The sequence below is a fragment of the Streptomyces sp. NPDC091271 genome (assembly GCF_044757505.1).
Taxonomy (GTDB): Bacteria; Actinomycetota; Actinomycetes; order Streptomycetales; family Streptomycetaceae; genus Streptomyces.
The window spans coordinates 176,326-192,180 of sequence record NZ_JBIVVD010000005.1; the positions used below are offsets into that span (position 1 = coordinate 176,326).

The 15,855-nt window shown below is 69.6% G+C and carries 14 protein-coding genes; 1 reads left to right on the top strand and 13 read right to left on the bottom strand.

Going from position 1 to position 15,855, the window contains the following annotated elements; translation table 11 throughout:
* Positions 1–61 precede the first annotated feature (61 nt).
* Positions 62–454 (bottom strand): hypothetical protein, encoded by a 393-nt coding sequence (locus ACIQM3_RS21970; protein ID WP_401626789.1) that lies wholly within the window; start codon positions 452–454, stop codon positions 62–64.
* Positions 455–1,077: 623 nt separating this feature from the next.
* Between ACIQM3_RS21970 and ACIQM3_RS21975 the strand changes: the two genes are divergently transcribed.
* On the top strand, positions 1,078–2,223 hold the full coding sequence (locus ACIQM3_RS21975) for a SagB/ThcOx family dehydrogenase (protein WP_401626791.1): 1,146 nt from the start codon (positions 1,078–1,080) through the stop codon (positions 2,221–2,223).
* 28 nt (positions 2,224–2,251) lie between these two features.
* Here ACIQM3_RS21975 and ACIQM3_RS21980 read toward each other — a convergent pair whose 3' ends face one another.
* The 12 genes from ACIQM3_RS21980 to uvrC form a co-directional block, all read right to left on the bottom strand.
* Positions 2,252–3,757: a PH domain-containing protein gene (locus ACIQM3_RS21980; protein ID WP_401626793.1), complete on the bottom strand. Its 1,506-nt coding sequence runs from the start codon at positions 3,755–3,757 to the stop codon at positions 2,252–2,254.
* A complete protein-coding gene (locus tag ACIQM3_RS21985) occupies positions 3,754–4,257 on the bottom strand; it encodes a PH domain-containing protein (protein WP_401626794.1) in 504 nt (167 codons plus the stop codon). The genes ACIQM3_RS21980 and ACIQM3_RS21985 overlap by 4 nt, the downstream gene beginning before the upstream one ends.
* A gap of 3 nt (positions 4,258–4,260) precedes the next feature.
* Entirely contained in the window at positions 4,261–5,913 is a 1,653-nt protein-coding gene (gene pgi, locus ACIQM3_RS21990) for a glucose-6-phosphate isomerase (RefSeq protein ID WP_401626796.1), read from the bottom strand.
* Between the two features lie 186 nt (positions 5,914–6,099).
* Positions 6,100–6,435 (bottom strand): RNA polymerase-binding protein RbpA, encoded by a 336-nt coding sequence (locus ACIQM3_RS21995; protein ID WP_099176117.1) that lies wholly within the window; start codon positions 6,433–6,435, stop codon positions 6,100–6,102.
* Between the two features lie 109 nt (positions 6,436–6,544).
* The gene (gene secG, locus ACIQM3_RS22000; RefSeq protein WP_031094498.1) at positions 6,545–6,781 is read right to left on the bottom strand and encodes a preprotein translocase subunit SecG; all 237 of its coding nucleotides are present in this window, start codon (positions 6,779–6,781) and stop codon (positions 6,545–6,547) included.
* Between the two features lie 113 nt (positions 6,782–6,894).
* Complete coding sequence (gene tpiA / locus ACIQM3_RS22005) at positions 6,895–7,671, bottom strand: triose-phosphate isomerase (RefSeq protein WP_401626797.1); 777 nt, start codon at positions 7,669–7,671, stop codon at positions 6,895–6,897.
* 6 nt (positions 7,672–7,677) lie between these two features.
* On the bottom strand, positions 7,678–8,889 hold the full coding sequence (locus tag ACIQM3_RS22010) for a phosphoglycerate kinase (RefSeq protein ID WP_401626799.1): 1,212 nt from the start codon (positions 8,887–8,889) through the stop codon (positions 7,678–7,680).
* 114 nt (positions 8,890–9,003) lie between these two features.
* Positions 9,004–10,014 (bottom strand): type I glyceraldehyde-3-phosphate dehydrogenase, encoded by a 1,011-nt coding sequence (gene gap / locus ACIQM3_RS22015; protein WP_104789935.1) that lies wholly within the window; start codon positions 10,012–10,014, stop codon positions 9,004–9,006.
* Between the two features lie 673 nt (positions 10,015–10,687).
* The gene (gene whiA, locus ACIQM3_RS22020) at positions 10,688–11,677 is read right to left on the bottom strand and encodes a DNA-binding protein WhiA (protein WP_104789934.1); all 990 of its coding nucleotides are present in this window, start codon (positions 11,675–11,677) and stop codon (positions 10,688–10,690) included.
* Complete coding sequence (gene yvcK, locus ACIQM3_RS22025) at positions 11,668–12,702, bottom strand: uridine diphosphate-N-acetylglucosamine-binding protein YvcK (protein ID WP_401626801.1); 1,035 nt, start codon at positions 12,700–12,702, stop codon at positions 11,668–11,670. The genes whiA and yvcK overlap by 10 nt, the downstream gene beginning before the upstream one ends.
* Positions 12,699–13,664: an RNase adapter RapZ gene (rapZ, locus tag ACIQM3_RS22030; protein WP_401626803.1), complete on the bottom strand. Its 966-nt coding sequence runs from the start codon at positions 13,662–13,664 to the stop codon at positions 12,699–12,701. The genes yvcK and rapZ overlap by 4 nt, the downstream gene beginning before the upstream one ends.
* The gene (uvrC, locus tag ACIQM3_RS22035; protein WP_401626805.1) at positions 13,661–15,811 is read right to left on the bottom strand and encodes an excinuclease ABC subunit UvrC; all 2,151 of its coding nucleotides are present in this window, start codon (positions 15,809–15,811) and stop codon (positions 13,661–13,663) included. The genes rapZ and uvrC overlap by 4 nt, the downstream gene beginning before the upstream one ends.
* Between the last annotated feature and the right edge of the window lie 44 nt (positions 15,812–15,855).

Here is a 15,855-nt window from a genome sequence, read left to right on the forward strand (position 1 = left end):
GGTTTCGTGGCTCCTCGGTCACAGGTGTCGTCGGGGGCGGTCGGGGGATGCACGCGGTGGGTCAGGCGCCGACGCCCGACTCCGCGGCGATCGTGGGGTAGCTGTCGAAGGCGGGCTGGAGCATCGGCACCAGCTCCAGCACCTTGGCGATGCGACCGCGGATCCGGACCTTGCCGGTGGCGATGGCGGCGGGCACCAGCAGCCGGCCCGACCACAGCGCGTGCGCGGTGTCGCAGGACATCTTGAGAGTGATCGCGGCCTTGAAGGGCACGTCATCCCCGAGGACGACGCCCTCGGACGAGACGAAGATCCGGCAGTCGGGCTTGGTGTGCACCAGCTGCACCGACAGAGCTTCCTTGCGCGCCTTCTCCACGAACTGCTCGTCCTCCAGCAGCACACCGAAAAGCCGGCCGAACACTTCGGAGGCCATTTCGCTGGACGAAAAAACGGTCATGCTTCCCCTTCACGATTTCAGTGGTCCGGCACCCGGCCCGCAATGAATGGACACATTGCCTGGCCGCTTCTCCCGCTCGTCGAGTGCCGATGTCCGCACGTTATGACACCTTCCGGAGAGCTTCGCCCGCATCGACAGGTAGCCGAAAAATGACTGAAAGAAATTGGCAAGCAGCCGCTTCATAACGCCCTGACCAGCGGCGATCATCTACAGCGGACCTCGCCTCCCGTATACGAAACGAGTTGACAGTGCGTGATAACGCTCCCCATGAATGCGACTCGAAGGAAAAGCGAGGGCCACGGATTCCACCACGAAAGAGTGATTAGGGAAATCAGGTCTTGCACATGACGATTTTGTGCTGCGTCATGGATATGCCGTCGCGGCGACGTACAGAGAAGTAACCCCGAAGCAAGGAAGAAGGAGGTGAAGAAGAATGCGCAGGATCGAGATGAAGCACCGGATCGCCATCCGGGCCGACCGCCCCAAGGCCGGTGAGGGTTCCACCTGGAACTGGACGTGGGCCTACCGCCAGGCGTGACCGCGCGCGTGGGGCCGGGTACCCCCTTGCCCGGCCCCACGCGTATGACCGGTCTTTCCCCTACATTCCCCTTGCAGGAGTCACCGTGCGTCTACGTCGTTCCCGTTGCCTGACCTGCTACTGGCACGACGGCGCCTTCGTCGTCCACCCTCATCCGCACGGCACGCCCACGGCACTGCACCCCGCCGCCGCGGAGATCCTGGCGGCCTTCGAGGACTGGAGCACTCCCGACGAGGCCGCCGGACACCTCGGCCACCTGACCCCGGACACCGTCGAGGACGCGGTCGAGACGCTGGTGCGGAGCGGAGCCCTGCTGGCCCACGGCAGCGCGGCCGCGCAGCTCGACGAACGGATCGCCGTGCAGTGGGGCGCGTGGATGCCCGAGGCGTCGTTCTTCCACTACGCCACCCAGGACGTGTACGACTCCCCGCAGGCCGTGGCCCCCTCCGGCGAGGCACGGGAGCCGGCCACCGCGGGGCCCGTGCGGGGACCGGTGCGGGAGTCGCCGCCTCCCCTGTTCACAGGGCATCCGGAGGCTCCCCGGCTCCTGTTGCCCCGCAGGCCGGCCGGGCTCCGGGTCCCGTTCGAGCAGGTCCTGTACGACCGCCGTACCCACCGCGACTTCACCGGCGCGCCGGTGTCGCTGGAGACACTGGCCACCCTGCTGGCCGTGGTCTTCGGCCCGGTCGACTTCATCGACTGCGGGCGGGGCGCCCTGTACCGGCGGACCAGTCCGCAGGGCGGCTCCCGGCAGGAGATCGACGCGTATGTAGGTGTCCTGGGCGTCAGCGGCGTGTCCCCGGGCTGGTACCACTACAACGGCTTGCGGCACGCGCTCGAACTGCTCTCCGAGGGCTTCACGCCCGCGGAGGCCTCCCGCCTCTGCGCCGACCAGTCGTGGGCCGCGCGCCCCGCCTTCCTCGTCGTTCTCGCCGCGCGGCTGGAGCGGATGAGCGTGAAGTACCCGACGCCGCGCGCCTACCGGGTCTGTCTGCTCGACGCCGGACACCTGGGGCAGACCTTCGCCCTGACCGCGACGGCCCTCGGCCTCGGCCCCGCCCAGACCGGTGCCTTCAGGGACTCCGCGGTCGCCGACCGCTGCGGCCTGGACAACACCGGCCACACCCCGCTGTACGTACTGGCCGCCGGACACCCCGCTCCGACTCCCCAGGACGCTCCTCCGCCGGCCGGCGTCCCGGCCTTCGACGCCACCGCACTGCTCGAGGGGTGACCCCGACGGGACACCGTGCCCCCTCGGCTCAGTCCCGGTCCAGGAAGGGCTCCAGCAGCCCCGGCACGGCGTCGGCGGCGAAGCGGAGACCTTCGGACGCGTCGGTGTCGTGCGCCGTGTAGGCGCCACCTCCGGCGGCCGTCGTGGCGGTGACGCTCAGCAGCCCCGCCCGGCGCTGGAACCAGGACTGCTTCACCGTCCAGCCGATCACACCCGCCCGCTGCAGAGCCGCTGTGGACCGCCGGACGGTACCTGAGCGGGTCACCAAGTAGCTGCCGCTGAGCGCGTGGCCCAGCGAGCGGTACGCGTCGACGGCCAGGAGCACGGCGACGGGCACGGACACCACCGCGCAGGCGAGCGCGGTCCGGAGCAGCACGGGCGTCAGCAGGACCCCCAGGACCACCTGGACCAGCACGGGTGCCAGGGCGACGGACAGGGCACGGCGGAGCCGGCGGCTCCTGGCGGCGAGGGGGTGGCCGGTCAGGGAGGCGCCCGTCGGGGAGACCGGCTCGCGCAGCACCTCCGCGGCGATGGAGTCGGCCAGTGCGCGGGGCGCGGCCGGCAGCAGGGTCTCGTGGTCGGCGTGCCGCTCCTCGTCCTTGGTCAGGCCGGTGGCGATCGCGTCGACCCGAGCGGCGCCCGCGAGCCGCACGCCCAGGGGCTCCACCAGGTCCACCCCGCGCAGGCGCCGTTCCTCGACGGACAGGGAGCGTGAGGTGAACAGTCCGCGCCGCACCCGCAGGGTGCCGCCCGGTTCACGCTCGAGTCTGTAGTTCCACCACATCTCGATCCACAGGCCGAGCGCTCCGACGACACCGGCGACCAGCGCCGCCACGACCAGGGTGACGATCGCCCAGACCAGCGGTGTGTCCCGGAAGCGGTCGGCGACCCAGTCGATCACCTCGCCCTGCGCACCGACCCATTCACTGATCTGCATCACACCGCCGGCCGCCGCGCCCCCGAGCATGGGCGCGACGAAGGAGACCGGTGCGTAGCGGACCCAGCGGAGGTCGAGCGTGGCCAGTTCCCCCTCACGGTGCGTTCCGGAGGCCCCGGATGCGGCACGGTCGAGGAGCTCGCGGCGCAGCCGCTCACCCTCGGCGCGGGAAACGGGGTCCAGCGTGAGCGTGGAGTCGCCGCCCGAGTGCTCACCGGTGCCGATGCGGACCGAGACCATCCCCAGGATCCGCAGCAGCGGATGGGCGGTGAGGTCGACGCTGCGGATCCGCTCGCGGGCGAGCGAGCGGCGCTTCACCAGGAGGAGCCCGGTGTGCAGGTCCACGCGCTCGGTGCCGACCCGGTAGCGGGTGCGCCGCCACCGTACGTAGTCACCGGCGGCCGCGCAGCCGATCAGCAGGGCGGCGCCCGCCAGGACCCAGCCGATGGCCGCCGCGTATCCGAGACGGCCTGACAGCGCGACCGTGACCGGCACGGCCGCGCCCGCCGCGACCCCCGCCGTGACCAGCGCGGTGACCAGGACCGTCCGGCGATGGAGCCGCCGCCAGCCCGGGCCGCTGTCGACGGCCGTGCTCATGTCGCGTCCCCGGGGGTCTCCTGGGTGATCCGGGTCAGCCGCTCGGCGAGCTCGGCCGCGACCTGGTGCGTCAGGCCTTCGATCTGTACGGCGCCCTTGGCGGACGCGGTGGTGACGGTGACCGTCGCCAGCCCGAAGAGCTGTTCCAGCGGGCCCCGCACGGTGTCCACGGTCTGGATGCGGGACATCGGCGCGATACGCCACTCCCGCAGGAAGGCACCGGTGCTCACATAGACCGCCTCGTCGGTGACCTCCCAGCGGTGGGTACGGAACCACCAGAAGGGGAAGAGGACGGCGCACAGCAGGCCGACGGCGGCGAGCACGGCGGCGGGCATCAGCAGCCAGGATCTGGCGGGCCCGATGAGCGCGCCCAGGATGCCGAGGACCGCGACCGGTGCCGCGGTCAGCAGCAGCCACTGGGCCCGCCACCAGCCGACGGCCCGGCGGTCGGGCGCGTTGCGCGGCGGCCTGAGCCGTATCGTCCCCTCCCCCGTGGTCATCGCTCAGCGGCCCCGCAGCGAGCGGTACGTCGAGACGAGCGCGGCGGTGGAGCTGTCCAGCTGTTCGCCGCCGGTGCCCTCGGTGAGGACCGGCTCGATCTTCTTGGCGAGGACCTTGCCGAGCTCGACGCCCCACTGGTCGAAGGAGTCGATGTTCCAGACGGCGCCCTGGACGAAGACCTTGTGCTCGTACAGCGCGATCAGCTGGCCGAGCACCGAGGGGGTGAGCCGGTCCGCGAGGATCGTGGTCGTCGGGTGGTTACCGCGGAACGTCTTGTGCGGCACGAGCTCCCCGGGCACGCCCTCGGCGCGGACCTCCTCGGGCGTCTTGCCGAAGGCGAGCGCCTGGGTCTGGGCGAAGAAGTTGGCCATCAGCAGGTCGTGCTGGGCGATCAGCCCGGGCAGCAGGTCCTGGACCGGTGCGGCGAAGCCGATGAAGTCGGCCGGGATGATCTTGGTGCCCTGGTGGATCAGCTGGTAGTAGGCGTGCTGCCCGTTGGTGCCGGGGGTGCCCCAGACGACCGGGCCGGTCTCCCACTCCACCGGATCGCCGTCCCGGTCCACGGACTTGCCGTTGGACTCCATGTCCAGCTGCTGCAAGTACGCGGTGAACTTGGACAGATAGTGGCTGTACGGCAGCACCGCGTGCGACTGCGCGTCGAAGAACTGGCCGTACCAGATGCCCAACAGGCCCAGCAGCAGCGGGGCGTTCTCCTCGGCGGGAGCGGTGCGGAAGTGCTCGTCGACGAGGTGGAAGCCGTCGAGCATCTCGCGGAACCGGTCCGGTCCGATGGCGATCATCAGCGACAGGCCGATCGCCGAGTCGTAGGAGTACCGGCCTCCGACCCAGTCCCAGAACTCGAACATGTTGGCCGTGTCGATGCCGAAGTCCGCGACCTTCTCCGCGTTGGTCGACAGCGCCACGAAGTGCTTGGCGACGGCGTCCTGACCGGCCCTCAGCTCGGTGAGCAGCCAGTCGCGGGCGGAGGTGGCGTTGGTGATGGTCTCGATCGTCGTGAAGGTCTTGGACGCGACGATGAAGAGGGTCTCGGCCGGGTCGAGGCCCTGTACCGCCTCGTGGAGGTCGGCGCCGTCGACGTTCGACACGAAGCGGACGGTGAGCGAGCGGTCCGTGAAGGAGCGCAGGACCTCGTACGCCATGGCGGGGCCGAGGTCCGAGCCGCCGATGCCGATGTTGACGATGTTCTTGATCGGCTTGCCGGTGTGGCCGGTCCACTCGCCCGACCGGATCCGGTCGGAGAAGGCGGCCATCCTGTCGAGGACGGCGTGCACGGCCGGCACCACGTTCTCGCCGTCGACCTCGATCACGGCGCCCCGCGGCGCGCGGAGCGCGGTGTGCAGGACGGCGCGGTCCTCCGTCGTGTTGATCTTTTCGCCGCGGAACATGGCGTCCCGCAGCCCGGCCACGTCCGTGGCGGCCGCGAGCTCGCGCAGCAGCCGCAGCGTCTCATCGGTGACCAGGTGCTTGGAGTAGTCGATGTGGAGGTCGCCGACCCGGAGGGTGTACTGCTTCCCCCGGTCCGGCGCGTCCGCGAACAGCTGCCGCAGATGCGTCTCCCCGAGCTGCTCACGGTGCTTGCCGAGAGCCGTCCACTCGGGCATCTGGTTGAGCTTGGTTCGGCTTTGTGCGTTCATCCCGGAAATCGCCCACTTCTCTCGTACCTGCAACCTTCCCCGCTGCCCCTCCAACCTAATTGATCTGGAGGGTCCGACGGGGCATCGGCGAGCTGGTGGGCGACATGACGATTCCGGCCGGGCACCCAGAGGGTGACCGGCCGGTGAAAAGTGAGGGTCTTCCGTTTGGATAAGGAACGACAGGCCCTAGATCTCGCCGCGGAGTTTCGCGAGGGCTTCGGCGAGGATCGCCTCGCCGTCCGCGTCGCTGCGCCGCTCGCGCACGTACGCCAGGTGCGTCTTGTACGGCTCCGTGCGCGGGGGGGCCGGCGGGCTGTCCCGGTCCTGTCCGGCCGGGAAGCCGCAGCGCGGGCAGTCCCAGGTCTCCGGTACCTGCGCGTCATGGGCGAAGCTCGGCTGCGTCTCGTGCCCGTTCGAGCACCAGAAGGAGATGCGGGCGCGTGGCGCGGACTCGCCGCGCTCGGCCTCCCCCATCGGCCCCGCTCCGACCCGGCTTCCCCGGATCGCGTTGCCACTTGCCACGGTCGTAACTCCCTGCGTGATGGTGCTCGAAGATGCCCCAGTCTACGTAAGGCCCAACGCGCGTCCAGTGAAAGGAGTTACACCCTCACAAGGAATCGCGGACGACGGGTCAGCTGTCCAGCTTGATGAGCAGAGCAAGGACGACAATGCACGCGAACCAACCCAGACCGACCACAACGGTGATGCGGTCGAGGTTCCGCTCCGCGACCGAGGAGCCGCCGACGGAGGACTGCATTCCACCACCGAACATGTCGGAAAGGCCGCCGCCCTTCCCCTTGTGCATCAGCACCAGCAGCATCAGCAGCAGGCTGAAGACGATCAGGGCGATCTCGAACGCCAAAACCACGGCTGGTCCCTACTTTCCGGAATTCCTAGGACTGCATGTACGAACAGCGGGGGCCCGGGGGTAGACCCCCCTCGGCCCCCGCAAGGGTACGACGGATCCGCGCTACCGCATACTCACTGGTCGCGGAAGCGGACGATCTTGACGAACTCGTCGGCGTCGAGAGCGGCGCCGCCGATGAGGGCACCGTCGACGTCCGGCTGCGCCATGATGGCCGCGACATTGCCGGACTTCACCGAGCCGCCGTACTGGATGCGGACCGCGTCGGCCAGCTCCTGCGAGTACAGCTCCGAGAGACGGCCGCGGATCGCGCCGCAGACCTCCTGCGCGTCCTCGGGGGTGGCGACCTCGCCGGTCCCGATGGCCCAGACCGGCTCGTAGGCGATCACGATGGACTCGGCCTGCTCGGCCGGGATGTCCTTCAGGGCACCGTCGAGTTGCGCCAGCGTGTAGGACACCTGGTCACCCGCCTTGCGGATGTCCAGGCCCTCGCCGACGCACAGGATCGGGGTCAGGCCGTGCTTGTACGCGGCCTTCACCTTGGCGTTGCAGATCTCGTCGTTCTCACCGTGGTACTGGCGGCGCTCGCTGTGGCCGACGGCCACGTACGTGCACTTCAGCTTGGCGAGCATCGGTCCGGAGATCTCACCGGTGTACGCGCCGGAGTCCTGGGCCGAGATGTCCTGGGCGCCGTACTTGATCTTCAGCTTGTCTCCGTCGACCAGCGTCTGCACGGAGCGCAGGTCGGTGAAGGGCGGCAGGACGGCGACCTCGACCGCGTCGTAGTCCTTGTCGGCGAGGGCGAAGGCGAGCTTCTGGACGTGGGCGATGGCCTCGAGGTGGTTGAGGTTCATCTTCCAGTTGCCCGCCATGAGCGGGGTGCGGGTGGTCATGAAAGGTCAGTCCTCCAGTGCGGCGAGGCCGGGAAGCGTCTTGCCCTCGAGGTATTCGAGGCTGGCGCCGCCACCGGTCGAGATGTGGCCGAATGCGTTCTCGTCGAAGCCCAGGATGCGGACGGCGGCCGCGGAGTCGCCGCCGCCGACGACGGTGAATGCCTCGGAGTCGACGAGGGCCTGGGCGACCGCCCTGGTGCCCTCGGCGTAGTCGGGGTGCTCGAAGACGCCCATCGGGCCGTTCCAGAAGACGGTGGCCGCGTCGGCGAGCTTCGAGGCATACAGCTTGTTGGTCTCCGGGCCGTTGTCCAGCCCCATCGCGCCGGCGGGAATGGCGTCGGCGGCGACGGTGGTGGGGTTGCCCGGGGTCTTGGCCTTGAGGTCGGGGAACTGCTCCGAGACGACGACGTCCACGGGGAGCACGAACTCCACACCCTTCTCCTCGGCGCGCTTGAGGTATTCGAGCACCGCCGGGATCTGGTCCTCCTGGAGGAGGGAGCTGCCGACCTCGTACCCCTTGGCCTTGAGGAAGGTGTAGGCCATCCCGCCGCCGATGAGGATGCGGTCGGCCTTCTCCAGCAGGTGGTCGATGACACCGAGCTTGTCGGAGACCTTCGAGCCGCCGAGGACCACGGCGTAGGGGCGCGTGACGTCCTCGGTGAGCTTCTTCAGGACACCGACCTCGGTGGCGATCAGGCTTCCGGCCGCGTGCGGCAGCCGGGCCGGGAGGTCGAAGACCGAGGCGTGCTTGCGGTGGACGGCACCGAAGCCGTCGCCCACGTACACATCGGCGAGCTCGGCGAGCTGATCGGCGAAGGCGCCGCGCTCGGCGTCGTCCTTCGACGTCTCGCCGGCGTTGAAGCGGAGGTTCTCGATGACGGCGACCTGGCCGTCGGTGAGAGCTGCGACCGTGGAGCGGGCGGACTCGCCGACGGTGTCGGTCGCGAAGGCGGCCTCGGCACCGAGCAGCTCGCCCAGGCGCGCGGCGGCGGGGGCGAGCGAGAAGGCCGGGTCCGGGGCGCCCTTGGGGCGGCCCAGGTGCGAGGCGACGACGACCCGCGCGCCGGCTGCGGCGAGCCGGGCGATCGTCGGCTGGACAGCGCGGATGCGGCCGTCATCGGTGATCGTGGTGCCGTCCAGCGGCACATTGAGGTCGGCGCGGACGAATACCCGCTTGCCCGCGACCCCTTCGTCGAGAAGTTCGTCGATCGTCTTCATCTCTGTTCCCATACTCCTTGGAAGGACGGATGAGCATGCGAGGGGGCTCGGACGGCGCCGCGTCGCGCCGTCCGAGCCCCTCACATCACACCTGGATGCCTGTCGATCCTAGGATCAGAGCTGGCCGCCGACGAAGACGGTCAGGTCGACGAGGCGGTTGGAGTAACCCCACTCGTTGTCGTACCAGCCGAGGATCTTCACCGAGTTGCCCTCCTGGACCATGGTCAGGGAGGAGTCGAAGGTGCAGGACGACGGGTCACCGACGATGTCCGAGGACACGATCGGGTCCTCGGTGTAGGTCAGGAAGCCCTTGAGGTCGCCGTCGTCGGACGCCTTCTTGAACGCGGCGTTGACCTCGTCCTTGGTGACCTCGCGCTGAAGGGTCACGACGAGGTCGGTGGCGGAGCCGGTCGGAACCGGGACGCGCATCGCGATGCCGTCGAGCTTGCCCTTGAGCTGCGGGAGGACCAGGGCGGTCGCCTTGGCGGCGCCCGTCGTGGTCGGGATGATGTTCTCGGCGGCGGCGCGGGCGCGACGCAGGTCCGAGTGCGGGAAGTCCAGGATGCGCTGGTCGTTCGTGTACGCGTGGACCGTCGTCATCAGGCCCTTGACGATGCCGAAGTTCTCGTCGAGAACCTTGGCCATCGGCGCCACACAGTTGGTGGTGCAGGAGGCGTTGGAGATGACGTGGTGGTTGGCCGCGTCGTACTTGTCCTGGTTGACGCCCATCACGATGGTGATGTCCTCGTCCTTGGCCGGAGCCGAGATGAGGACCTTCTTGGCGCCACCGGCGATGTGCTTCTCGGCGTCGGCCTTCTTGGTGAAGATGCCGGTCGACTCGATGACGATGTCGACGCCCAGCTGACCCCAGGGGATGTCGGCCGGGTTGCGCTCGGAGAGCACCTTGATGGTGTGACCGTCGACGGTGATGGTGTCGGCGGTGTGGCTGACCTCTGCCTTGAGACGACCCAGAATGGTGTCGTACTTCAGCAGGTGAGCCGTGGTCGCAGTGTCACCCAGGTCGTTGACAGCCACGATCTCGATGTCCGCACCCTGCTCCAGCAGCGCGCGGAAGTAGTTACGACCGATGCGGCCAAAGCCGTTGATGCCTACGCGGATCGTCACGAACCGATCTCCTCGTTAGGAACGCCGGTTTCGATGCCGGCGAGTTTTATAGGGATGTCCCCGACCGCCTCCGACCCTACCTCTCCGAAGGCTCCGGAGTGACATCGAGAGCGGTGGTGCGAAAAGGGATCCCCTTACTACCGAGTAGGAGTAAGGGATTCCGGTCGACGGAACCAGCGGGGACGGTCGTCGCACCACCCGGCCATCAAGCGTCAACACCCGGCGTGGCCAGGCCCCTTGTGGCGCGAGAACTACCGCCGCCCTCTCACCCCCGCGAGTCACTGATGTCGGCTCAGTTGTCGCGGCTCCGCCACCCAGGGGCGTCGGCAATGGTTTCTGCGGATCATTTTCTGCCAAACCCCGGGCCGGCCCCGCAAGCGCCACGCTCAATTGTGCGGAGCGGTACTCAATCGATGAAAGTGGCAGGCCAACTGCACACTTCTGGGGGATGCGGACGGCGGAACTGATGAGTTCACCCGCTCAATCGTGCGGGGTGGCGCTCGAAAAACCATTAGGGAAAAGCTCTGCGTCCCATACGGAAGACTTCGTCCCCGGCCGGAGACGATATTGCCGCCCGCGGCCTCCAGGGACCCGGCCCCCGCGTTTCCTGGAGCCGGAAGGCGGCAGGGCCCCGGCCGCGCCCGACGGGGCGGCCGGGGCCCTGCTACGGCTCTCACCCCACGAGGCCGTCGGCCAGCTCCTCGCTGAGGGTCGATTCCGTGCCGGGAATACCGAGGTCCTGGGCCCGCTTGTCGGCCATGGCCAGCAGACGCCTGATCCTGCCCGCGACCGCGTCCTTGGTCAGCGGCGGGTCGGCGAGCGCTCCCAGCTCCTCCAGCGAGGCCTGCTTGTGCTCCATGCGCAGCCGTCCGGCCGCGGCGAGGTGCTCCGGGACCTCCTCGCCCAGGATCTCCAGCGCGCGCCCCACGCGGGCGCCCGCGGCGACCGCGGCACGGGCGGAGCGGCGGAGATTGGCGTCGTCGAAGTTGGCGAGCCGGTTGGCCGTGGCGCGGACCTCGCGCCGCATCCGGCGCTCCTCCCAGGCGAGCACCGCGTCATGGGCTCCCAGACGGGTCAGCAGCGCGCCGATCGCGTCGCCGTCACGGACGACGACACGGTCCACCCCCCGCACCTCGCGCGCCTTGGCGGCGATGGAGAGCCTGCGGGCCGCGCCCACCAGGGCCAGGGCGGCCTCCGGGCCGGGGCAGGTCACCTCCAGCGAGGAGGAGCGGCCCGGCTCGGTGAGCGAACCGTGGGCCAGGAAGGCACCCCTCCAGGCTGCCTCCGCGTCGCAGGTGGCCCCCGAGACCACCTGCGGGGGGAGACCCCGGATGGGACGGCCGCGGCCGTCCACCAGGCCGGTCTGGCGGGCCAGCTGGTCGCCGCCCGCCACCACGCGAACGACGAAACGCGAGCCGCGCCGCAGTCCGCCGGGGGCCATCACGATCAGCTCCGAGCTGTGCCCGAAGATCTCCAGGATGTCCCGCTTCAGCCGGCGTGCCGCGCTCCCCGTGTCCAGCTCGGCCTCGATCACGATCCGGCCGCTCACCAGGTGCAGCCCGCCCGCGAACCGGAGAATCGCCGAGACCTCTGCCTTTCTGCAGCAGGTCCGGGTCACGGGAAGCCGAGAGATTTCGTCCTTCACCGCTGGCGTCATCGCCATGGGCCGATCCTTCCATGCATCCGAAAAATACGGTCGTACGCGGCGGCCAACAGCTCCGGATCATGAATCGGAACGCCGTCGGGTGAGGCCACGGGGGCCAGCTCGACCGCGGCTCCGAGCCGCTGTGCGGCGTCGGCGAGGGACTCGCGGTCGGGCACGGCGGCCTCGTCGGCCAGCACCACGTCCATGGCGAGTTTAGGGGCGTGTCGTCCCAAAACCTCCAAATGACGCTGCGGTGAGAACCCTTCTGTTTCACCGGGCTGTGGTGCGAGGTTCAGCGAGAGGACCTTACGGGCCCTCGTGGTCACCAGTGCGTCGAGCAGCTCCGGGACCAGCAGATGCGGAATCACGGAGGAAAACCAGGACCCTGGGCCCAGAACCACCCAATCGGCGTCGAGAACGGCGGCGACCGCCTCGGGAACCGCGGGCGGATCGGCCGGCACGACGTGGACCGACTGCACCTCCCCCGGGGTAAGCGCCACCGTCGCCTGTCCGCGCACCGTGACCGTCTCGTCGGGGCGCTCCGGGTCGTGCCCCCGTACGAGGGCCTGGAGCTCGAGGGGGACGGCGGACATCGGCAGCACCCTGCCGTGCGCTCCGAGCAGCTTGCCGACCAGGTCGAGGGCCTGGACATGGTCGCCCAGCTGCTCCCAGAGGGCGACGATGAGCAGATTGCCCACCGCGTGCTCGTGCAGGTCGCCCTTGGACTCGAAGCGGTGCTGGATGACCTGGGCCCAGGTCTGGCCCCACTCGTCGTCCCCGCAGAGCGCGGCGAGCGCCTTGCGCAGGTCTCCCGGTGGGAGGACGCCGAGCTCCTCACGGAGCCGGCCGCTGGAACCGCCGTCGTCGGCGACGGTCACGACGGCCGTGAGATCGCCGGTGATTCGGCGCAGCGCCGTGAGCGAGGCCGAGAGGCCCATGCCGCCGCCGAGGGCGACGACCTTGGGCTGTGCGCCGCGCTTACGGCCGGAGAGCGCGGCCGTGGCCCTGCTCAGCCTGCGCTGACGCGGATTGCGACTGGTCACTCGCGCCCCATGTCCCGGTGGACGAGGACGGTCTCGATCCCTTCGGTGGCCAGCCGGGCGGACAGCTTCTCCGACATCGCGACGGAGCGGTGCTTGCCGCCCGTGCACCCGACGGCGATGGTCACGTAACGCTTGCCCTCACGGCGGTAACCGGCGGCGATGAGCTGGAGCAGCTCGGTGTACTGGTTGAGGAATTCCTTGGCGCCCGGCTGGTCGAAGACGTAGTCGGACACCTCTTCGTTGAGTCCGGTGAAGGGGCGGAGCTCCGGCACCCAGTGCGGATTCGGCAGGAAGCGGCAGTCGACGACGAGGTCGGCGTCGACCGGCAGCCCGTACTTGTAGCCGAACGACATCACCGTCGCCCGCAGCTCCGGCTCCTCGTCGCCGGCGAACTGCGCGTCCATCTTGGCCCGCAACTCGTGCACGTTGAGGCTGGACGTGTCGATGACGAGGTCGGCGTCGCCGCGCAGCTCACGCAGCAGGTCACGCTCGGCGGCGATGCCGTCGACGATGCGGCCGTCGCCCTGGAGCGGGTGCGGACGGCGGACCGATTCGAAACGGCGTACGAGCGCGTCGTCGGAGGACTCCAGGAAGACGATCCGCCGGGTGACGTGCTTGGCCTCCAGGTCCGCGAGGGACTCCCGGAGGTTGTCGAAGAAGCGGCGGCCCCGTACGTCGACGACGACGGCGATGCGGGCGACGTTGCCCTGGGACCGGGCGCCGAGCTCCACCATCGTGGGGATCAGCGCGGGCGGCAGGTTGTCGACGACGAACCAGCCGAGGTCCTCCAGACACTTGGCTGCGGTGCTGCGCCCGGCGCCCGACATGCCGGAGATGATCACCAGCTCGGGGATGGCGGGCGTGGTGGCCTCGGCCTTCTCCGTGGTGCTTCCCGTACTCATGTGTGCTGCTCCGTCTGCTCGGCCGCGTTCGTTCTGCTGTTCATGCGTCTGGTCGGTCATGTCCTGCTGCCCCCGTCGTCCTCTTCAATGATCTCTCCAGTGGCGGTGTTCACGGCGGGTGCGGCCGGGGCGGCCGCGGCGAAGGCGGCAGCCACCGATTCCGCGGTCCTGCGCCCTATCCCCGGCACCCCGCAGATCTCGTCGATTGTCGCCTGCCGCAGCTTCTTCACGGAGCCGAAGTGCTTGATCAACGCCTGCTTGCGGGTCTCGCCGAGGCCCGGGACGTCGTCCAGGGGGCTGCTGCGGATGCGCTTGGCCCGTTTGGCCCGCTGGTAGGTGATGGCGAAGCGGTGGGCCTCGTCCCGGATGCGCTGGAGGAGATAGAGCCCCTCGCTGGAGCGGGGCAGGACCACCGGATCGTCGTCATCGGGCAGCCAGACCTCTTCGAGGCGCTTGGCGAGACCGCAGACGGCGATGTCGTCGATGCCCAGCTCGTCCAGCGCGCGCTTGGCGGCGGCCACCTGGGGCCGGCCTCCGTCGACGACGACGAGCTGGGGCGGGTAGGCGAAGCGCTTGGGCCGGCCGTCGTCCTCGCGGGGCTCCTCCCGGACGAGGGCGGGGTCCGGCGCCTCGGGCGCGACCGCCCCGGGCGACGGCTCACCGGGCATGGGGCCGTCTGACGCCGACTGAGCGGGCACGGCGCCGCCGGGCGCCGACTGAGCGGGCACGGGCCCGCCGGGCGCGAGCTCCGCGGGTGCGGGGACCGGGCCGGTGGGTGCCGGGGTCTCCTCCCACTCCCCCGTCCGCTCCTTCTCGTGGAGGTAGCGCCTGAAGCGGCGGCCGATGACCTCGTGCATCGACCGGACGTCGTCCTGGCCCTCGAAGCCCTTGATCTGGAAGCGGCGGTATTCGCTCTTGCGTGCGAGGCCGTCCTCGAAGACCACCATCGACGCGACCACGTCGTCGCCCTGGAGGTGCGAGATGTCGAAGCACTCGACGCGCAGCGGAGCGGTCCCGAGGCCGAGTGCCTCGGCGATCTCCTCCAGAGCACGCGAGCGCGTCGTGAGGTCGGAGGCGCGCTTGGTCTTGTGCAGCCCCAGCGCCTGCTGGGCGTTGCGCTGGACCGTGCCCATCAGGTCCTTCTTGTCGCCCCGCTGCGGGATGCGCAGGCTGACCTGGGACCCCCTGCGGCCCGCGAGCCACTCGGACACTGCGTCGGGGTCCTCGGGGAGCGCCGGGATCAGCACCTCCTTGGGGACGGAGTCGCCCGACTCCTCCCCGTAGAGCTGCTGGAGCGCGTGCTCGACCAGGCCCGCCGTGTCGACGGCCTCGACCTTGTCGGTGACCCAGCCGCGCTGCCCTCGCACCCGTCCGCCGCGGACGTGGAAGATCTGGACCGCCGCTTCGAGCTCGTCCTCGGCGACGGCGATCAGGTCGGCGTCGGTGGCGTCGGCGAGGACGACGGCGCTCTTCTCCATGGCCCTCTTCAGCGCCTCGGCGTCGTCGCGCAGCCGGGCCGCACGCTCGTACTCCATCTCCTCGGCCGCCTGCGTCATGTCCTTCTCGAGGCGGCGGATGTACGTCCCTGTGCGGCCTGCCATGAAGTCGCAGAAGTCCTCGGCCAGGTCCCGGTGCTCCTCGGGGGTGACCCGTCCGACGCACGGGGCGGAGCACTTGCCGATGTACCCGAGGAGACAGGGGCGTCCGGACCGCTCGGCGTTCTTGAAGACACCGGCGGAGCAGGTGCGCACGGGAAAGACCCGGAGCATCAGGTCGACGGTCTCGCGAATGGCCCAGGCATGCCCGTACGGACCGAAGTAGCGCACGCCCTTCTTCTTGGCGCCGCGCATGACCTGGACGCGGGGGAACTCCTCGTTGAGCGTGACCGCGAGGTAGGGATAGCTCTTGTCGTCGCGGTACTTGACGTTGAACCGGGGGTCGTACTCCTTGATCCAGGAGTACTCCAGCTGGAGCGCCTCGACCTCGGTGGAGACCACGGTCCATTCCACGGAGGCAGCCGTGGTGACCATCGTGCGGGTACGCGGGTGCAGACCGGCCAGGTCCTGGAAGTAGTTGGCCAGGCGCTGGCGCAGGTTCTTCGCCTTCCCGACGTAGATCACCCGACGGTGCTCGTCGCGGAACTTGTAGACCCCCGGGGAGTCGGGGATCTGTCCCGGCTTGGGGCGGTAGCTGGAGGGGTCTGCCATGTCTCACACCCTACTTGCGGGCAGTGACAGAGCGGCATTTCCGG